The 18,866-nt window shown below is 68.0% G+C and carries 18 protein-coding genes; 15 read left to right on the top strand and 3 right to left on the bottom strand.

Features of this window, described 5'->3' with window-relative positions:
• Window positions 1-230: 230 nt before the first annotated feature.
• Entirely contained in the window at window positions 231-848 is a 618-nt protein-coding gene (locus SB751_RS16855) for a response regulator transcription factor (RefSeq protein ID WP_144197250.1), read from the bottom strand.
• 307 nt (window positions 849-1,155) lie between these two features.
• Here SB751_RS16855 and SB751_RS16850 point away from each other — a divergent pair, with 307 nt between their 5' ends.
• The gene (locus SB751_RS16850) at window positions 1,156-1,593 is read left to right on the top strand and encodes a universal stress protein (protein ID WP_144197249.1); all 438 of its coding nucleotides are present in this window, start codon (window positions 1,156-1,158) and stop codon (window positions 1,591-1,593) included.
• A gap of 9 nt (window positions 1,594-1,602) precedes the next feature.
• Here SB751_RS16850 and SB751_RS16845 read toward each other — a convergent pair whose 3' ends face one another.
• The gene (locus SB751_RS16845; RefSeq protein ID WP_144197248.1) at window positions 1,603-2,637 is read right to left on the bottom strand and encodes a serine/threonine protein kinase; all 1,035 of its coding nucleotides are present in this window, start codon (window positions 2,635-2,637) and stop codon (window positions 1,603-1,605) included.
• 14 nt (window positions 2,638-2,651) lie between these two features.
• Entirely contained in the window at window positions 2,652-4,250 is a 1,599-nt protein-coding gene (locus SB751_RS16840) for a DEAD/DEAH box helicase (RefSeq protein ID WP_410748233.1), read from the bottom strand.
• Between the two features lie 401 nt (window positions 4,251-4,651).
• On the opposite strand from SB751_RS16840, the gene SB751_RS16835 reads away from it, so the two are divergent.
• The 14 genes from SB751_RS16835 to SB751_RS16770 all read left to right on the top strand — a co-directional run bounded on the left by SB751_RS16835 (window position 4,652) and on the right by SB751_RS16770 (window position 18,822).
• Window positions 4,652-5,038: a hypothetical protein gene (locus SB751_RS16835; RefSeq protein ID WP_092291965.1), complete on the top strand. Its 387-nt coding sequence runs from the start codon at window positions 4,652-4,654 to the stop codon at window positions 5,036-5,038.
• Window positions 5,039-5,145: 107 nt separating this feature from the next.
• On the top strand, window positions 5,146-6,498 hold the full coding sequence (gene miaB, locus SB751_RS16830; protein WP_211943418.1) for a tRNA (N6-isopentenyl adenosine(37)-C2)-methylthiotransferase MiaB: 1,353 nt from the start codon (window positions 5,146-5,148) through the stop codon (window positions 6,496-6,498).
• An 8-nt stretch (window positions 6,499-6,506) separates the two neighbouring features.
• The gene (locus SB751_RS16825; protein WP_144197245.1) at window positions 6,507-7,520 is read left to right on the top strand and encodes a PhoH family protein; all 1,014 of its coding nucleotides are present in this window, start codon (window positions 6,507-6,509) and stop codon (window positions 7,518-7,520) included.
• A 2-nt stretch (window positions 7,521-7,522) separates the two neighbouring features.
• Complete coding sequence (gene ybeY, locus SB751_RS16820) at window positions 7,523-8,263, top strand: rRNA maturation RNase YbeY (RefSeq protein ID WP_144197244.1); 741 nt, start codon at window positions 7,523-7,525, stop codon at window positions 8,261-8,263.
• Between the two features lie 122 nt (window positions 8,264-8,385).
• Window positions 8,386-9,270: an HlyC/CorC family transporter gene (locus SB751_RS16815; RefSeq protein WP_144197243.1), complete on the top strand. Its 885-nt coding sequence runs from the start codon at window positions 8,386-8,388 to the stop codon at window positions 9,268-9,270.
• Window positions 9,267-10,874, top strand: coding sequence for an apolipoprotein N-acyltransferase (gene lnt, locus SB751_RS16810; RefSeq protein ID WP_410748232.1), 1,608 nt, complete (start codon window positions 9,267-9,269; stop codon window positions 10,872-10,874). Before SB751_RS16815 ends, lnt begins: the two co-directional genes overlap by 4 nt.
• A gap of 511 nt (window positions 10,875-11,385) precedes the next feature.
• Window positions 11,386-12,339, top strand: coding sequence for a glycine--tRNA ligase subunit alpha (gene glyQ, locus SB751_RS16805; protein WP_144197241.1), 954 nt, complete (start codon window positions 11,386-11,388; stop codon window positions 12,337-12,339).
• Window positions 12,336-12,983 (top strand): hypothetical protein, encoded by a 648-nt coding sequence (locus SB751_RS16800; protein ID WP_377731481.1) that lies wholly within the window; start codon window positions 12,336-12,338, stop codon window positions 12,981-12,983. Before glyQ ends, SB751_RS16800 begins: the two co-directional genes overlap by 4 nt.
• A gap of 35 nt (window positions 12,984-13,018) precedes the next feature.
• On the top strand, window positions 13,019-15,142 hold the full coding sequence (gene glyS / locus SB751_RS16795) for a glycine--tRNA ligase subunit beta (protein ID WP_144197240.1): 2,124 nt from the start codon (window positions 13,019-13,021) through the stop codon (window positions 15,140-15,142).
• A 13-nt stretch (window positions 15,143-15,155) separates the two neighbouring features.
• Window positions 15,156-15,752 (top strand): D-glycero-beta-D-manno-heptose 1,7-bisphosphate 7-phosphatase, encoded by a 597-nt coding sequence (gene gmhB / locus SB751_RS16790; protein ID WP_211943419.1) that lies wholly within the window; start codon window positions 15,156-15,158, stop codon window positions 15,750-15,752.
• Between the two features lie 15 nt (window positions 15,753-15,767).
• On the top strand, window positions 15,768-16,529 hold the full coding sequence (locus tag SB751_RS16785; RefSeq protein ID WP_144197238.1) for a lysophospholipid acyltransferase family protein: 762 nt from the start codon (window positions 15,768-15,770) through the stop codon (window positions 16,527-16,529).
• Window positions 16,526-17,410 (top strand): M48 family metallopeptidase, encoded by an 885-nt coding sequence (locus SB751_RS16780; RefSeq protein ID WP_144197237.1) that lies wholly within the window; start codon window positions 16,526-16,528, stop codon window positions 17,408-17,410. Before SB751_RS16785 ends, SB751_RS16780 begins: the two co-directional genes overlap by 4 nt.
• A 92-nt stretch (window positions 17,411-17,502) precedes the next feature.
• Window positions 17,503-17,910 carry a lactoylglutathione lyase gene (gene gloA / locus SB751_RS16775; protein WP_092291943.1) on the top strand — a complete coding sequence of 136 codons (408 nt, stop codon included), beginning with the start codon at window positions 17,503-17,505 and terminating at the stop codon, window positions 17,908-17,910.
• 9 nt (window positions 17,911-17,919) lie between these two features.
• Window positions 17,920-18,822, top strand: a complete 903-nt coding sequence (locus SB751_RS16770) for a DMT family transporter (protein ID WP_250025046.1) — start codon at window positions 17,920-17,922, stop codon at window positions 18,820-18,822.
• Window positions 18,823-18,866: the final 44 nt, after the last annotated feature.

Below are 18,866 nucleotides of genomic sequence, written 5' to 3'. Positions count from 1 at the left end.
CGAGCTGCGCTCGAATATCGCCGAGATTGCATCGGAATTCGCGCGCCGGATTTGCTTGAAAATCACTGAATCGGCATTCGCTGATAAATCGGTTTCCAACGCTCGCGGTGAGAAACAGCGAAAAGACATTTCCGCGCACTGCTGATATATATGCCGGAGAAATCGAAGTCAATCGTGCGCTGCGAGACTCAAGAAAGATTCATAACGGAGCGCTCCCATCACGTCCGGACTTACAGCAAATGATGTCGTCGCGCAAACTCTGCCAGTTCAATCAGCGATTTGAATTTCAGTTTGCTCATGATATTTGCCTTGTGCGAACTGACGGTCTTGTTGCTGATTTCCAGTAATTCGGAGATCGCCTTATTGGTATGGCCCGAGGCCAGCATGCGCAATACCGTCAGCTCGCGCCGGCTCAAAATGCGCGCAGGGTCGCCGGCCACGGCCGAGATGCGCCGCAGCGTGGGTAGCAGGTGTGTGGGAAACACCGCGAAGCCCTGCATGACGGCGCGCAGGGCCGGCGTGAGTGCGTGCAGGCCATCGCCCTTGTCGACATAGCCATGGGCGCCGCCATGGATGGCGCGCTCGCCGGCGCCGGTCATCGCGGACAGCACCAGCACCCGGGTGCCGGGATGGCGCGATACGAGTTCGGCCAGCAACGCCTCGCCCGGCACGCCGGGCAGGCTCAGGTCCACGACGATCAGGTCGGCGATGGCGTCGCGCAGCACGCGCAAGGCGTCCGCGCCGTTGGTCACTTCCGTGACGGTGTCGAAATCGAGGTCCTCGGTGAGGCGGCTTCTGACGGCAAGCCGGATCGCGGGGTGATCATCCACGACAAGGGCGGTGGGCATGGGCTCGGGCTCCTACAGTTGAGTGATGCCCGAGCATAGGCCGTCCGTTTCCGTGCGGGATGCGGAAAAATCGGCAATGACGCTGCGAAACTTCCGTGTATCGATGCAGAAATTTCAGCTCCTGCGGATTTGTGTCCGCCCGGGGCGCGCGGATGACATAGGCAAATCACATCGCGGCGGACATGACAATCGTGAAATCCTGAAAATTTCGTCTGAATTTGACCTAAGTTGAAAGGCGAGTCCCGCACATCTGCCAAGCTGGCGATGCTGTGTGACACCTGTCATGCCATAACCGGAGATCCCCGCCATGCCCCAAATCATCCTTGCCACCGATGGATCGAGCTTCAGCGATGCCGCCGCGCACTTCCTGGCCACAGGCCGGCTGCTGCAACCGGGCTATACCGTCCATGTGGTACACGTCTCGCCCGAGGTCACGGGCCAGGTGCGCGCCTTCGTCAACAAGGACACCATCGACGCCTGGCACCACGATGAAAGCGAGAAGGCCATGGCCTCGGTCTGCAAGATCCTGGGCGATGCCGGCGTGCCGTTCGAACGCCACCCGCTGCGCGGCTTCGCGCCGGACAAGATCCTGGCGCACGCCAGGGCGGTCCATGCCGATGCCATCGTCATGGGCACCCATGGCCGGGGCTCGTTCTTCGATGCGGTGATTGGTTCCGTGGCGGGCCGCGTGCTGGCGCAGGCCGACTGCCCGGTCATGATGGTCAAGGGCGACCGCCCCGCCTGATCGACGGGCCTACCCCCAGAGCGGGGGTTCGTCCATCAGCGCGATCTGCTCGCGCAATTCGAGGATGCGGTCCTGCCAGTAGCGCGCCGTGCCGAACCACGGGAAGGCGGCCGGGAAGGCGGGATCGCGCCAGCGCGCGGCCAGCCAGGCGCTGTAATGGAGCAGGCGCAGCGTGCGCAGCGCCTCCACCAGCCATAGCTCGCGCGTCTCGAATTCAGCAAAATCCTCGTAGCCGGCCACGATGTCGGCCAGCTGGTCCTGCATCGCCGCGCGGTCGCCTTCGAGCAGCATCCACAGGTCCTGCACCGCCGGCCCCATGCGGCTATCGTCGAAATCGACAAAATGCGGGCCCGGCGCGCCGCGTCCGCGGGCGTCTTCCGGATCGATCCACAATACATTGCCGCGATGGCAGTCGCCATGCAGCCGCAGCAGGCGGATCTCGCCGGCGCGGTCGTAGCAGCGTCGCACGGCATCGAGGGCCAGGTCCACGGCGGCGCGCCAGGGCGCGAGCAGGTCGGCGGGAATGCAGTCGTGGGCGAGCAGGTAGTCGCGCGGCGCCACGCCGAAGGTCTCCACGTCGAGCGTGGGACGCACCAGGTACGGCGCCGACGCGCCCACCGCGTGGATGCGCCCGATAAAGCGGCCCAGCCACGTGAGCGTCTCGGCGCGGTCGAGCGCCGGCTCGCGGCCGCCGCAGCGCGGGAATACGGAAAATCGGAAATCGTCGTGCGCGAGCAGCGTGGCGGGCGGCTGTCCACCTATCGAGGCAGACAGCGCCGGCACCGCCGGGATCTCGGCATCGGCCAGTTGCTGGACAAACGCGTGTTCCTCGAGGATGGCAGCGTCAGTCCAGCGGCCCGGCCGGTAGAACTTGGCGATGACCGGCGCGGCATCCTCGATGCCGACCTGCCAGACCCGGTTCTCGTAGCTGTTGAGCGCCAGCAGGCGCCCGTCCGGCTGAAAGCCGGCGGCTTCCAGCGCGTCGAGGATGCACTCCGGCGTCAGGCCGGTGTAGGGGACATCCGCATCGACGGGCGCGGTCATGAGGCGCGTGCCGCTCAGGGCTTGCGGCCGCCGAGCAGCGCCCCCTGGGGCGCCGGACGACGGTTGCGCGCGGGCGGCGCGCCAGCGGCATCCTGCGTGGGGCGCGGGGCATTGTTGCCGTTGCCACCGCGGCCATTGCCGCCGCCGTTACTACCGTTACCACTACCGTTGCCGACTGCCTGTCGGCCACCCCGGCTGCCGCCATTGGCGCCGTTGCCGTTGCCGTTGCCGTTACCGTTGGCGCCGCGCGCCGGCTGGGCCGGGCGGTTGCGCGGTGCGTCCTGGCGCTGGCCTTCCTGCCGCGGCGCGGCAGGCTTCGGGGCGCGTTCCTGACGGCGTTCGCCGCCCTCGCCCCGGGGCTTGGCCTGGGCCGGCGGGCGCTGGCCACGGCCTGCGCCCTGGCCACCGCCGCCGCCACCACGTTGCTGGCGGCCCTTCTGGATCGGCTCGGCCACGATGCTCGGGTCCACTTCGAAGCCCGGCAGGATGGTCTGTTCGATCTGGCGCTTGATCAGTCGCTCGATATCGCGCAGCAGGCCGTGTTCGTCCACGCAGACCAGCGAGATCGCCTCGCCCTCGGCGCCGGCGCGGCCCGTACGGCCGATACGGTGCACATAGTCCTCGGGCACGTTCGGCAGGTCGAAGTTGACCACGTGGGGCAGCTGGTCAATGTCGATGCCGCGCGCGGCGATATCGGTGGCCACCAGCAGCCGCAGCGTGCCGGCCTTGAACTCGGACAGCGCGCGCGTACGCGCCGACTGGCTCTTGTTGCCGTGGATCGCCAGCGCGGACAGGCCGTCCTTGGTCAACTGCTCGGCCAGCCGGTTGGCGCCGTGCTTGGTGCGCGTGAAGACCAGCACCTGGTGCCAGTCGTGCTCGCGCACCAGATGGGCCAGCAGTTCGCGCTTGCGTTCGCGGTCCACTGGGTAGGCGCGCTGCGCCACGGTTTCCGCCGTGGTGTTGCGGCGGGCCACCTCGATCGAGGCCGGGTTGTTCAGCAGCCGGTCAGCCAGCGCGCGGATATCGTCCGAGAACGTGGCCGAGAACAGCAGGTTCTGGCGCTTGGCCGGCAGGATATTCAGGATCTTGCGAATATCGTGGATGAAGCCCATGTCGAGCATGCGGTCGGCTTCGTCCAGCACCAGCAGTTCCACCTGGGAAAGGTCGATGGTGCGCTGCGACACGTGGTCGAGCAGCCGGCCCGGCGTGGCCACGACGATATCGACGCCGCGCTTGAGGGCCTCGATCTGCGGGTTGATGCCCACGCCGCCGAACATCACCATCGAGCGCAGCTTCAGGTATTTGCCATAGTTGCGGACGCTCTCCTCCACCTGGGCGGCAAGCTCACGCGTGGGGGTCAGCACCAGTGCGCGCACTGGCATGCGGGCGCCGCGCGGGGCCGGATTGCGGGCGGCGGATTCGCCCAGCAGCTGCAGCATCGGCAGCGTGAAGCCCGCGGTCTTGCCGGTGCCGGTCTGGGCGCCGGCGAGCAGGTCGCCACCTTTGAGAATGGCAGGAATGGCCTGCGCCTGAATCGGGGTCGGCGTGGTGTAGCCCTGTTCGGCCACGGCACGCACCAGCTTGTCGGACAAGCCTAGATCGGAAAAAGACATGAAATGACGCTTCAGCCGCCCGTCACGCAAGGGATTGCGCCAATCGCAGGGCGGCATGGGTAGGGAACCGAACCTGAAGCACCCCGAAGGGGGTCAGGTCCCGGTGGGACGGGCCGATTGCCCCCGCCTCCGGTGGGAGAAGGGCCGTAGTGTACCAGCCCGGCGCCCTCCCCATACGCTCCCCCATACCCCGCCGGCGACGGGGTGATGCCAGACCCACCCCAACGACCCACGGCTCCGGGGCAGCCGGGGTGTCCGGATCTCGCCACACCGGGCGCCCGATACCCTCCCAAAGGGGGTGCAAGGCGGGCGAAGCGGGTAGAATGCCGGGTTGCCCGGCCCGTGCGCATGCCGCGCGGCGGCGCCATTCCCTCACCAGTCCACCCGAAGCCGGAGTCATCATGTCCTTGCGGTTCTCCCTGACGCGTCAGTCCGTGTTCCTGGCGGTGGTTGCCGCCGCCCTGGCCTTGCCCGGCGCGGCCGCACTGGCCCAGGACGTGCCCGTGGCCGGCACTCCGGTCCGCGTGATTCCGGCCGATGCGCCGATGGCGCGGATGGTGATGGCGATGCCCACGGCCTCCACGCCGCTGACCGCCAAGCTCGACAGCAAGACGGTGGCCACGGCGCCCGGCCTGCGGGTCTTCAGCACGGAAACACAGCTGCTGAACCCGGTGGTTATCGCCGGCAAGAAGCTCCCGGTGCGCTACAAGCTGGACCTTTACGGCCAGCTCCAGACCGCCTGGGTGCTGACCGATGCCGAGGTCAAGGAATGGAAGGCCTCGCATTAAGCTGAGAAACGACCGTAAAACGTAGCAGGCGGCCGCCCCCGGCCGCGTTGTCCCCAGAAGCAGAAGCAAACCCTGATGCCCCCAGGTAAACCACTGAGACCGGCACCATGAAAAAAGTATTTGTGAAGACGTACGGCTGCCAGATGAACGAGTATGACTCGGACAAGATGGTGGACGTACTCAACGCCACGCAGGGCATGGAGCCCTGCGACAACGTCGAAGACGCCGACGTCATCCTCTTCAACACATGCTCCGTGCGCGAGAAGGCCCAGGAGAAGGTGTTCTCCGAGCTGGGCCGCATGAAGGCGCTCAAGGCCGCCAAGCCGGACCTCGTGATCGGCGTAGGCGGCTGCGTGGCCAGCCAGGAAGGCGCCACCATCGTCTCCCGCGCGCCCTACGTGGACGTGGTGTTCGGCCCGCAGACGCTGCACCGCCTGCCGGACCTGATCGATCGCCGCCGCCGCACCGGCCAGTCCCAGGTCGATATTTCCTTCCCCGAGATCGAGAAGTTCGACCACCTGCCGCCCGCCAAGGTGGACGGCCCGAGCGCGTTCGTCTCGATCATGGAAGGCTGCTCGAAGTACTGCAGCTACTGCGTGGTGCCCTACACGCGCGGTGAGGAAGTCTCCCGCCCGTTCGAGGACGTGCTGGCCGAAGTGGCCGGCCTGGCCGACCAGGGCGTGCGCGAAGTCACGCTGCTCGGCCAGAACGTCAACGCCTATCGCGGCGCCATGGGCGGCACGACGGAAATCGCCGATTTCGCCCTGCTGATCGAATACGTGGCCGAGATCCCCGGCATCGAGCGCATCCGCTACACCACCAGCCATCCGAAGGAATTCACCTCGCGGCTGGTGGAGCTGTACGCGCGCTGCGACAAGCTGGTGAACCACCTCCACCTGCCCGTGCAGCATGCCTCGGACCGCATCCTGATGGCGATGAAGCGCGGCTACAGCGCGCTCGAGTACAAGAGCATTATTCGCCGCTTGCGGGCGATCCGGCCGACCATGTCGATGTCGTCCGACTTCATCGTCGGCTTCCCCGGCGAGACCGATGCCGACTTCGAGAAGCTGATGTCGATGATCGAGGAAGTCGGCTACGACACCTCGTTCTCGTTCATCTTCAGCCCGCGCCCCGGCACGCCGGCGGCCAACCTGCACGACGACACCCCGCATGACGTGAAGCTGCGCCGCCTCCAGCGGCTGCAGGCCGCCATCGAGGAAAACGTGCAGCGCATCAGCCAGGGCATGGTCGGCACGGTGCAGCGCATCCTCGTGGAAGGACCGGCCCGCAAGGACCCCACCGAGCTGCACGGCCGCACCGAGAACAACCGCGTGGTCAACTTCGCGCTGCCCGGCGTACCGCAGGCGCGGCGCGACCAGATGATCGGCCAGATGGTCGATGTCAGCATCACGCAGGCGTTCCCGCACTCGCTGCGCGGCGAGATCGTGGTGCGCCAGTAAGGACCTCCATGAAAATCCAGACGGCGGAATTCGTTGCACCCAAGGACGACAACGCGCGGCTCCAGAACCTGTGCGGGCCGCTCGACGAGAACCTGCGCCAGATCGAGCAGGCGCTCGACGTGACGATCCAGCGCCGCGGCCATCGCATGACGGTGCGCGGCGCGCGCGCCCAGGACGCCGCGCTGGCGCTGGAGCGCTTCTATAACGACTCCCGCGTGGCGCTGTCGATCGACGACATCCAGCTCGGACTGGTGGAATCGCGCCAGATCTCCGCGCACGGCGCCTACCTGCCCGAGACCACGGCCAGCGGCTACGCCAATGGCGAGGAAGACCCGCGCGGGCTGGACGACTCCCCGGTGCTGCACACGCGCCGCACCGGCCTGCAGGGCCGCACCGCCACGCAGCGCGAGTACCTGCGCCATATCCTCGCGCACGACCTGACCCTGGGCATCGGCCCGGCCGGCACGGGCAAGACCTACCTCGCCGTGGCCTGCGCCGTGGACGCGCTCGAGCGCGATGCCGTCAAGCGCATCGTGCTGACCCGCCCCGCCGTGGAGGCCGGCGAGCGGCTCGGCTTCCTGCCGGGCGACCTCGCCCAGAAGGTGGACCCCTACCTGCGCCCGCTCTACGACGCCCTGTACGACCTGCTCGGGTTCGACCGCACGCAGAAGATGTTCGAGCGCCAGATGATCGAGGTAGCGCCGCTGGCCTACATGCGTGGCCGCACGCTGAACCACGCGTTCATCATCCTCGACGAAGCCCAGAACACCACGCCGGAACAGATGAAGATGTTCCTGACGCGGATCGGCTTCGGCGCCAAGGCCGTGATTACCGGCGACACCACCCAGATCGACCTGCCGCGCGGGCAGAAAAGCGGCCTGGTGGAAGCCCAGCACGTGCTGCGCGATGTGCGCGGCGTCGCGTTTACGCGCTTTTCCAGCGCCGACGTGGTGCGCCATCCGCTGGTGGCGCGCATCGTCGACGCTTATGACGAATTCCACGCCCAGCACAAGGACGCCTGATCTTGACCAAGAAGTCTCCCGCCGCCAGCCTCATCCTGTTCGATGCCGACGGCCGCGCGCGCAAGAGCGCCGCGCACGCGCTGCGCGTGCAACTGCCCGATGGGCGCAGCCTGACCGTGGACCTGTCCCAGGCCGCCGACGGCGTGGTGGCCCTGCTGGCCGAACACACCGACACCCGCCAGCAGGCCGGCCTGCTGGTGCGCCCGGACAACCACGACGCCGTATCGGTCGCCGTGACGGCTACGCCACTTGTGACCACCACCGGCACCCCGGCCACGCCGCCGGACGTCGAGCTCGATATCCAGTACGGCGATGGCGTGCGCAAGCGCGCCGGCATGCCGTCCGCCAAGCAGATCGGCAAATGGGTGCGCTCGGCGCTGTTCGCCGATGCCGCCCTGACCATCCGATTCGTCGACGAGGAAGAGGGCCGCACGCTGAATGGCACCTATCGCGGCAAGGACTACGCGACCAATGTGCTGACCTTCGCCTACGCGGAGCACGCCGACGACCCGGTAACCGGCGATATCGTGCTGTGCTGCCCGGTGGTGGAAGCCGAAGCCAGAGAACAGAAGAAGCCGCTCGACGCCCACTACGCGCACCTGATCGTCCATGGCGTGCTGCACGCCCAGGGCTACGAGCACGAGGATGACGGCGAGGCCGAGGAAATGGAGGCGATCGAGACGGAGACGCTCCAGGCGCTCGGCTACGCCGATCCGTACCTGCCGGTGCGCGAGGATCGCTGAAGCGGGGTATCCCCTGAAGTGCCGTGTGCGCCACCTTTGTGCGCCACGGCACCCCCTGTCACGGGGCGGGAATCCTTTTAGTGTATGCTTCAGACGATCTCCACCACGCGCTAAGCCGCGACATGAACGACCCCTATCCCAGTTCGAAACCTGCCAATCACAAGCAGGCGGATCGCCCACGGTCCCTTCTCGAACGACTTTCCGATTTCATTTCCCCTGAGCCGGACACGCGCGCCGAACTACTGGAAGTGCTCCAGGAAGCGCATGAGCGTAACCTGATCGACGCCGATTCGCTCTCGATGATCGAGGGCGTGTTCCAGGTCTCCGAGTTGACCGCCCGCGACATCATGGTGCCCCGCGCCCAGATGGACGCCGTCAACATCGCCGACGCGCCCGAGACGTTCATCCCCTTCATGCAGCAGACGGCGCACTCGCGCTTTCCGGTCTACGAAGGCAGCCGCGACAACATCATCGGCATCCTGCTGGCCAAGGACCTGCTGCGCTACTACACCGACGACACGTTCGACCTGCGCGAAACGCTGCGCCCGGCCGTGTTCATCCCCGAGTCCAAGCGGCTCAACATCCTGCTGCGCGAGTTCCGGATCAACCGCAACCACATCGCCATCGTCGTGGACGAATACGGCGGCGTGGCGGGGCTGGTGACGATCGAGGACGTGCTGGAGCAGATCGTGGGCGACATCGAGGACGAATTCGACCTCGACGAGGACCACGACAAGATCCTGCCGACCGCAGACGGCGCCTGGCGCGTGCACGGGCTGACCGAGATCGAGCAGTTCAACGAAGCCTTCGGCACCGCCTTCCCCGATGACGACGTGGACACCGTGGGTGGCTTGCTGACCAATCATCTGGGGCACGTGCCCCATCGTGGCGAAATCATCACTTTGCCACCACTCCGCTTCGAAGTGCTGCGCGCCGACGCGCGGCAGGTGCATCTGCTGCAGGTGCGCCGCGAGGCGACCGACCACCTGGCCGTGGCCGACGCATGACGCGCGAAGTCCAGGCCGGCGCCGCCAGCACGGCGAGCGCCCGGCAAACCGGCCGCCGCGCCGGGTCCGCTACCGCTGTGTTCCGGCTGCTGATGGCGGCAACGCTCGGCATCGCCCACACGCAGGCGTTCGCGCCCCATGACTGGTGGTGGCTCCAGATCCTGTCGATGGCCGGGCTGGTCGCGCTGCTGGCCGATGCCCCGCGCCCGCGCGCGGCGGCCGCCACGGGCTACGCGTTCGGGCTGGGCTGGTTCCTGTCCGGGATCTGGTGGCTCTATATCAGCATGCATGTCTACGGCGAGATGCCGGCCTGGATGGCCGCGCTGGCCGTGGTGCTGTTTGCCGGCTATCTGTCGATCTGGCCCGCGCTGGCCGGCGGCGCCTGGCACTGGCTGACCCAGCGCGGGCGCCACGGCGTGCTGCCGGCGCTGGCGTTCGGCGCCACCTGGGCGCTGAGCGAGTGGCTGCGCGGCGTGGTGTTCACGGGCTTCCCGTGGCTGGGCAGCGGCTACCCCCATACCGACGGGCCGCTCGCGGGCTTCGCCCCGCTGATCGGCGTGTACGGCGTTACCGCGCTGGCTGCGGCCGTGGCCGCGCTATTGGTCACGGCGGTACGCGCCGCCCTGCGCCGCTCCGCCACGCCAGACACCGGCACGCGTGGCCGGCTTGGCACGGCGCTGGCCCTCGCCATCGGCCTGCCCGCGCTGGGTTTCGCGCTGGCCCCCATCGCCTGGACCACGCCCATTGGCCAGCCGATCTCGGTGCGGCTGCTCCAGGGCAACGTCGCGCAGGACATCAAGTTCGAGCCGGTGGGCATCCAGCGCTCGCTGGAGCTGTACCGCGACCTGATCACGGCAGAGCCGGCGGACCTCGTGGTCACGCCCGAGACCGCGTTTCCGGTGATCCTCCAGGAACTGCCGGTGGATATCGCCCAGGCGGTGCGCCGGTACATGGAGTCCACTGGCACCACGGTGCTGTTCGGCGCGGCCGGGGCCGATTCACCGGTCGACTTCACCAACAGCGTGTTCGCCATCGGGCCCGAACAGCCCACGCTTTATCGCTATAACAAGCACCATCTGGTGCCGTTCGGCGAGTTCATCCCGCTCGGGTTCCACTGGTTCGTGGACATGATGAAGATGCCGCTCGGCGACTTCCGGCGCGGCGGGCTGGACCAGCCGGCGGCGCCAGTACGCGGCATCCATGTGGCGCCGAATATCTGCTACGAGGATCTGTTCGGCGAGGAAATCGCCGCCACCCTGCGCCAGCAGCCTTCCCCGGCCAATATGCTGGCGAATGTGACGAATCTGGCATGGTTCGGCGACACCATCGCGCTGGACCAGCATCTCCAGATCTCGCGGATGCGCGCCCTGGAGACGCGCCGCCCGATGCTGCGCGCGACCAATACCGGCATGACGGCCGTGGTAAAGCCCGATGGTTCGGTACAGGCGCGGCTGCCGACCTTCCAGCTCGGCACGCTGGCGGCCACCGTGCAGGGCACGCAGGGGCTCACCCCCTTCGTGCGCTGGGGCAATGTGCCGGCGCTGGCGGCCTGCCTGGCCGTGCTCGCGCTGGCGTTCGGCGCGCGGCGGCGGGCACGCCCATAGCGGCGGGCCGCATCGCCAATCCATCGCCAAAGAAAAAAACGGGCCAAGGGCCCGTTTTCTTTACGGCCCGGGGCGGATCAGCCCAGGACCGACGTCGCTACCGATACCGCGGCTGCGGCGGCCATCACGGCCAGGGCGACAATATATGGTTTGCGAGAAAGCAGCGTCATGACCAATCCCCAAAAGTTATCGTTGCCCGGACACCTTTTATGAGCGGTTGTCCCCCTGAGGAGGCTGCCCGGGAGCCGCGCGCTTTGAAGCGGCTGCGTAGTTCCACTGTATACAAAAATAGTATCGGCACCTATCGGCGGGTTCTGAATGGCGTGTCAGGATTTACCCGACCCGTTGCGAAAGCCCGACACCGCCGCCGGGGCCCGTTTCGTGACACAACGTACGGGATTGCCCCCTGTTCCGGTCGGCTTGTGGCCAAAACCCGATAGAATTCAGGGTTTGGCAATCCTGGCACGAGACCGCTCGTGCACTTGCCGGCGGCTTTCTTTTTCGTCTTCCTATGCTGACCTTCCAACAAATGATTCTTACCCTGCAGGCCTACTGGGACCGGCAGGGTTGCGCGTTGCTGCAACCGATCGATCTGGAGGTCGGCGCCGGGACGTCGCATGTGCACACGTTCCTGCGCGCGATCGGCCCCGAGCCCTGGCGCGCGGCCTACGTGCAGCCGTCGCGGCGCCCCAAGGATGGCCGCTATGGCGAGAACCCGAACCGCCTGCAGCACTACTACCAGTACCAGGTGGTGCTGAAGCCCGCGCCCGAGAACATCCTCGACCTGTACCTGGGCTCGCTGGAGGCGCTGGGGCTGGACCTCAAGCAGAACGACATCCGCTTCGTCGAGGACGACTGGGAGAACCCCACGCTCGGCGCCTGGGGCCTGGGCTGGGAAGTCTGGCTCAACGGCATGGAAGTGACCCAGTTCACCTACTTCCAGCAGGTGGGCGGCATCGACTGCAAGCCCATCACCGGCGAGATCACCTACGGCATCGAACGGCTGGCGATGTACCTCCAGAAGGTGGAGAACGTCTATGACCTGGTCTGGACCGAGTGGGTCGAGAACGGCGAGACGCGCCGCCTGACCTATGGCGACGTCTATCACCAGAACGAGGTGGAGCAGTCCACCTACAACTTCGAGCACAGCAACACCGAGATCCTGTTCCGCCATTTCTCCGAGCACGAGGGCGAGGCCCGCCGGCTGATGGGTGATACGGGCGAGACCACCGAAGACGGCCAGAAGAAGGATTCCGGCGTGCGTCTGGCGCTGCCGGCCTACGAACAGGTGCTCAAGGCAGCACACACCTTCAACCTGCTCGACGCCCGGGGCGCGATTTCCGTGACCGAGCGCGCGGCCTACATCGGCCGGATCCGCAATCTGTCGCGTCAGGTGGCGCAGGCCTACTACGACTCGCGCGAAGCGCTCGGCTTCCCGATGTGCGGCAACGGGGCCCGCGCATGACCTCGCGCGTGCGCGGCGCACGCATGCCCGCCGCGCCGGGCATCCTGAAGTGGCTGGCGGCGCTGGTGTCGCTGGGCGGGCTGCTGGCGTCCGGCGCCGCGCAGGCAGCCGCCCGCGCAGCCGCCACCCCGGTGCCGCAGGCGCTATACCTGCCGGCCGACCTCACCAATATCTGCGAGGCCGACCCGCAGGCGCTCCAGCAAGCCATCGCCCGGCACTGGAAGCCGTCGCTGGCGAGCATCGACCAGTGGACGCAACTGGTGCGCTCGTTCTCGTGCGACCTGTCCGGCTCGCGCGACCTCGGCTGGCACCGCGTGCCGCTGCGCACCTACGAGAGCGCCATCCGCTACCCGCTGCAGTGGGCCACGTGGGAAGAGCGCAACGGCCGCTCGCGCCGCACCGTCCGCAACTATTATTCAGCGGCGCAGTTGCCGCAGAAGATCGATTTCTGGGTGGGCGGACGGATCGACGAAATCCGCTATGACCGCCGCCAGCAGCGCATCGACGCACGCTTTCCGGCCGCCGGCGCCCGTGGCGCCTCCGGCGTGGTGGCGCAGTGCGCCTACACCACGCTGCAATTCCGCCAGCAGAACGGCCTGTGGCTGCTGTCTGGCGTGGAACCCAATCTCGCGCCGCGCTGCTGACAGCGCGCGCCTTTCATACCCGTTGGATACGATTCATGTCGCAACCCATGACCGATTCGCTGCTGATCGAACTGTTCACCGAAGAGCTGCCGCCCAAGGCGCTCGCCCGCCTGGGCGATGCCTTCGCGCAAGGCCTGACTGACGGCCTGCGCGCGCGCGACCTGCTCGAGGCCGGCGCCAGCGTGACCCCGTTCGCCACGCCGCGCCGCCTGGCCGCACTGGTGACCGGCGTGCGCCGCGGCGCCCCCGACCGCGAGCAGCGCGAGAAGGTCCTGCCCGTCTCCGTGGCGCTGGACGCCAACGGCGCCCCCACCGCCCCGCTCGGCAAGAAACTGGCCGCGCTGGCCAAATCCGTCGGCGTGGCCGAGATCGACTGGCAGACGCTGGAACGTGCCTCCGACGGCAAGGCCGAGGCGCTGTTCTACCGCTACACCGCCCGTGGGGCCACGCTGGCCGACGGCCTCCAGGCCGCGCTGGACGAGGCGCTCGGCAAGCTGCCGATTCCGAAGCTGATGAGCTACCAGCGCCCGGACGGCACCACGGTGCACTTCGTGCGCCCCGCGCACAGCCTGATCGCGCTGTTCGGCGCCGAGATCGTGCCGGTGTCCGTGCTCGGCCTGGCGGCCAGCAATGTCACGCAGGGCCACCGCTTCCTGTCGGCGGGCAGCATCGAGATCCCGCACGCGGCGGAATACGCCACGCTGCTGGAGAACAAGGGCCGCGTGGTGGCGAGCTATGCCGACCGCCGCGAGCGCATCCGCACCGCCCTGCTCAAGGCAGCCGGCGCCGACCAGGTGGTCATGCCGGACGCCCTGCTGGACGAAGTGAACTCGCTGGTCGAGTGGCCGGTGGTCTATCCCTGCCACTTCGAGGAAGCCTTCCTGGCCGTGCCGCAGGAATGCCTGATCCTGACCATGCAGACCAACCAGAAGTATTTCGCGCTGACCGACGCCGCCGGCCACCTGCGCAACCGCTTCCTGATCGTGTCGAACCTGGCCACCGAGACGCCCGAGTCGATCATCACCGGCAACGAGCGCGTGGTGCGCCCGCGCCTGGCGGACGCCAAGTTCTTCTTCGACCAGGATCGCAAGAAGACGCTGGCCTCGCGCGTGGCGCAGCTCGGCAACGTGGTCTACCACAACAAGATCGGCAGCCAGCTGGACCGCGTGCAGCGCCTGCAGCAGATCGCCGGCCATATTGCCGACGCGATGAACGCCCACGGCGTGGCCGTGGACAAGGCTGCCGCCATGCGTGGCGCCGAACTGGCCAAGGCGGACCTGCTGACCGACATGGTCGGCGAGTTCCCCGAACTCCAGGGCACGATGGGCACCTACTACGCGCGTCATGACGACGAGGCCGACGAGGTGGCGCTGGCGTGCTCGGAACACTATCGCCCGCGCTTTGCCGGTGACGCGCTGCCCGAGGGTGCCGTCAGCACCGCCGTGGCGCTGGCCGACAAGCTCGAGACGCTGGTCGGCATCTGGGGCATCGGCCTCCAGCCCACCGGCGAGAAGGACCCGTTCGCGCTGCGCCGCCACGCGCTGGGCATCCTGCGCATGCTGATCGAGCGCCCGCTGGCGGTGCCGCTGGACACCCTGCTGGCGCTGACCGAGCAGGCGTTCGCGGGCATCGCCGCCGTCAAGCCGGCGCGCGAGGCCATCACCGATTTCCTGTTCGACCGCGTGCGCGGCTACCTCAAGGACAAGGGCTACACCACCAACGAGGTGGAAGCCGTGGTGAGCCTGCGCCCGCAGCAGCTGCATGACGTGCTGGGCCGCATGGAAGCCGTGCGCACCTTCGCCGCGCTGCCCGAGGCCGAGGCGCTGGCCGCCGCCAACAAGCGCATCACCAACATCCTGCGCAAGACCGACGAAGCCATCGGCACGGTCGACACGGCGCTGTTCCAGGAAGACGCCGAGGGCGCGCTGCACGCCGCCATCGAACGCGTGCGTCCGGGTGTGGAAGCGGCCTTCGCCGGCGGCGACTTCACCGGCGCCCTGCGCGACCTGGCCCAGCTCCGCGACGCCGTGGACCGCTTCTTCAACGACGTGATGGTGATGGCCGAGGACGCGCGCCTGCGCGCGAACCGGCTTGCGCTGCTGGCCACGCTGCACACGCTGGCCAACCGCGTGGCGGACATCTCCAAGCTGGCCGCCTGACCGGAGCCCTGCGATGCCACAGTCCCAGCCCCGCTTTGTGATCCTCGACCGCGACGGCGTGGTCAACCTCGACAGCGACCACTTCATCAAGACGCCCGACGAATGGGTGCCGATCGCGGGCAGCCTGGAGGCCATCGCCGCGCTGAACCAGGCCGGCTACCGCGTGGTGATCGCGAGCAACCAGTCCGGCATCGGGCGCGGCCTGTTCGAGATGAGCGCGCTGAATGCCATGCACGAGAAGCTGTACAAGGGGCTGGCCAACCTGGGCGGGCGCGTGGAGGCGGTGTTCTTCTGCCCGCACACGGCTGCCGACAACTGCGACTGCCGCAAGCCCAAGTCGGGCCTGTTCGAGCAGATCGGCGAGCGCTTCGGCCTGGAGCTGCGCGGCGTGCCCGTGGTGGGCGACTCCCTGCGCGACCTCGAAGCCGGCGTGGCGGTTGGCTGCATCCCCCATCTGGTCCTGACCGGCAAGGGCGTCAAGACGCGCGACAAGGGCACGCTGCCCGCCGGCACGCGCATCCACGACGACCTGGCCGCGTTCGCCCGCTGGCTGATTGCCGGCGACGGCGCCCATAAGGCGTTTTCGTCACCCGCGCCCAGCGCCCCCTGAATTCCGGCCACACTGATGACCTTTATCCGTTCCCTGCTGTTCGCGCTGTACCTGATCGTGCTCACGCCGCCCTACGCGTGCGCCTGCTTCATCGCCTTCCCGTTCATGAACGCCGACCGGCGCTTCCGCTTCGTGCGCGGCTGGCCGCTGCTGGTGATCTGGGCCGCCCGCCTGATCTGCGGCATCCGCTACCGCATCGAGGGCATGGAGCGCATGCACGCCATGCTCGACAAGCCCGTGGTGCTGCTCTCCAAGCACCAGTCCGCCTGGGAAACCGTGGCCTACGTGGCGCTGATGCCCAAGCCGCTGTGCTTCGTGTTCAAGCGCGAGCTGCTGTTCGTGCCGTTCTTCGGCTGGGCGCTGGGCATGCTCAAGATGGTCCACATCAACCGCAAGGAAGGCACGCGCGCGTTCGCCTCGGCCGCGCGCCAGGGCCGCGAGCGGCTCTCCGAAGGCGCCTGGATCATCATGTTCCCCGAAGGCACGCGCACGCGCGCCGGCCAGGAGAACCCGCGCTACAAGAGCGGCGGCGCCCGGCTGGCCGTGGAGACCGGCGCCTGGGTGATCCCGATGGCGGTCAACTCCGGCCGCGTCTGGCCGCGTAACTCCTTCCTGAAGTACCCCGGCCTGATCACGATCTCGATCGGCATGCCGATCCCGTCGGCCAACAAGACCGCCGACGTGCTGAACCAGGAAGTGGAAGCGTGGATCGAGGCCGAGATGCGCCGGATCGATCCCGAGAGCTATCGCCGCACCGCCAGCGAAGCCGCCGCATGAAGCTGCTGCGTCCCACTCCCGACAACCCCGGCGCGCAGCTCGAACTGCCGCTCGCGGAGGCCGCGCCCAGCCCTGCCCCGTCATCGATCCCGGCGGATGCCGCCTTGCTGGCACCCTCGCTGGACACGCCCCCGGCCGACACCTGGCCGCCCGCCCCGCCCAACGGCCGCACGCTGCACGTGGGCGAGCGCATGCTCCATTACTCGCTCAAGCGCTCGTCGCGGCGCACCATCGGCTTTACCGTGGATGACCGCGGGCTGTCGATCACGGCGCCGCGCTGGGTCACGCTGACCGATATCGAGTCCGCCATCCTCGAAAAGCAGCGCTGGATCTTCAACAAGCTGGGCGAGTGGCGCCACCGCGAGGCCCGCCGCGTGCTGCCCACGGTGCAATGGCGCGAGGGCGCGAGCCTGCCGTTCCTGGGCAAGCCGATCACGCTCCAGCTCGATTCGCCGGCCGGCGCGCTGCTGTTCAACGCCGACACGCGCGTGCTGCACCTGGCCCTGCCCACGCATGCCGACGAGCAGCAGATCAAGGACCGCGTGCAGGGCTGGCTCCAGCACCAGGCGCGCCGCCTGCTGGTGGAGCGCCTGGAAATCTACGCCGACAAGCTCGGCGTGCGCCACACCGGCTTCGCGCTGACCTCGGCCGCCACGCGCTGGGGCAGCTGCACCGCCGACGGCAAGATCCGCCTGAACTGGCGGCTCATGCATTTCCCGCTGTCGATGATCGACTACGTGGCCGCGCACGAACTGGCGCACCTCAAGGAAATGAACCACGGCCCGCGTTTCTGGGAGACCGTGGAATCGATCTTTCCCGAGTTCCGCGACGCCCGCGCCCAGCTACGCGCGCATCCGCCCGAGCTGCTGCCGACGTTCTGACGCCCGGCGAGGCGGGGAGCCGCCGGCGAGGCCGCGCCATCCGGACTAAAATACGGCCTCGCAATCCTACGAATTCCAGAAAAAGGCTCCCCATGCGACTCCTCCACACCATGCTCCGCGTTGGCGACTACCAGCGCTCCATCGACTTCTACACGCGCGTGCTCGGCATGCAGCTGCTGCGCGAGAGCGACAACCCCGAATACAAGTACCGCCTGGCGTTCGTCGGCTACGGCCCCGAGAGCGAGACGGCCGTGCTGGAGTTGACCTACAACTACGGCGTGGACCAGTACGACCTGGGCACCGCCTACGGCCACATCGCGCTGGAAACCCCAGACGCGGCGGCGGCCTGCGAGCGCATTCGCGCGGCGGGCGGCAAGGTCACGCGCGAGGCCGGTCCGGTCAAGGGCGGCACCACGGTGATCGCCTTCGTCGAGGACCCGGACGGCTACAAGATCGAGCTGATCGAGCGGCATTCGACGCGCGACGCGTCGCGCCCGTAAGCCGGCGCGATGAGCACGCAAGCCCTGCGGCGCCCGCTGGACGGCACGGCCATCGGCCTGATGGTGTTGCTGTGCGCCGCCTGGGGCCTGCAACAGGTGGTGATCAAGGTGACGGCGCCGCTAATGGGCGCCGTGCTCCAGGCCGGCGTGCGCTCGGCTATCGCCGCACTACTGGTGTTCGCCTTCGCGTCCTGGCGCGGCACGCCGCTGTGGCAGCGCGACGGCACGCTGCGCCCGGGGCTGGTGGCCGGGCTGCTGTTCGGCGCCGAATTCTTCTGCATCTTCGTCGGGCTGGGCCACACCACGGCCTCGCGCATGGCCGTGTTTCTCTACACCGCGCCGATCTTCACCGCGCTGGGCCTGCACCTCTTCGTGCCCGGCGAGCACCTGCGGCGCGGCCAGTGGCTGGGCGTGGTGCTGGCGTTCTGCGGCATGGCGCTGGCCTTTGTCGATGGCATCGCGGCCACCTCGGCCCACGCCAGCACCCTGCTCGGCGACGCGCTGGGCGTGGTAGCCGGCGCGCTCTGGGCGGCCACGACCATCGTCGTGCGCGCCAGTTCGCTCTCCAGCGCCCCGGCCAGCAAGACGCTGCTGTACCAGTTGGCGGTCTCGGCGGTGCTGCTGCTGGCGATGGCGCTGGCGGCGGGTCAGGCCGGGCGGGTGGAAGTCAACGGGATGGTGGTGGCAAGCCTGTTCTACCAGTCGGTGCTGATCGCGTTTGCGAGCTACCTGACCTGGTTCTGGCTGCTCAGGCAGTACCTGGCGTCGCGGCTGTCGGTGTTCTCGTTCCTGACACCGCTGTTCGGCGTGGCCTTCGGGGTGCTGCTGATGCACGACGCCGTGGGCCTGCGCTTCGGCGCGGCGGCGGTGCTGGTGCTGCTGGGGATCGTGCTGGTGAACCGGAAGAGCTGAGGCACCAGCAGGCACCTGGCCTGATGCCAGGTGCCTGCTGTCGA

The organism is Cupriavidus sp. SIMBA_020 (assembly GCF_046535395.1).
GTDB classification, from domain to species: domain Bacteria; phylum Pseudomonadota; class Gammaproteobacteria; order Burkholderiales; family Burkholderiaceae; genus Cupriavidus; species Cupriavidus campinensis.
This window is presented reverse-complemented; position numbering and strand designations above follow the sequence as displayed.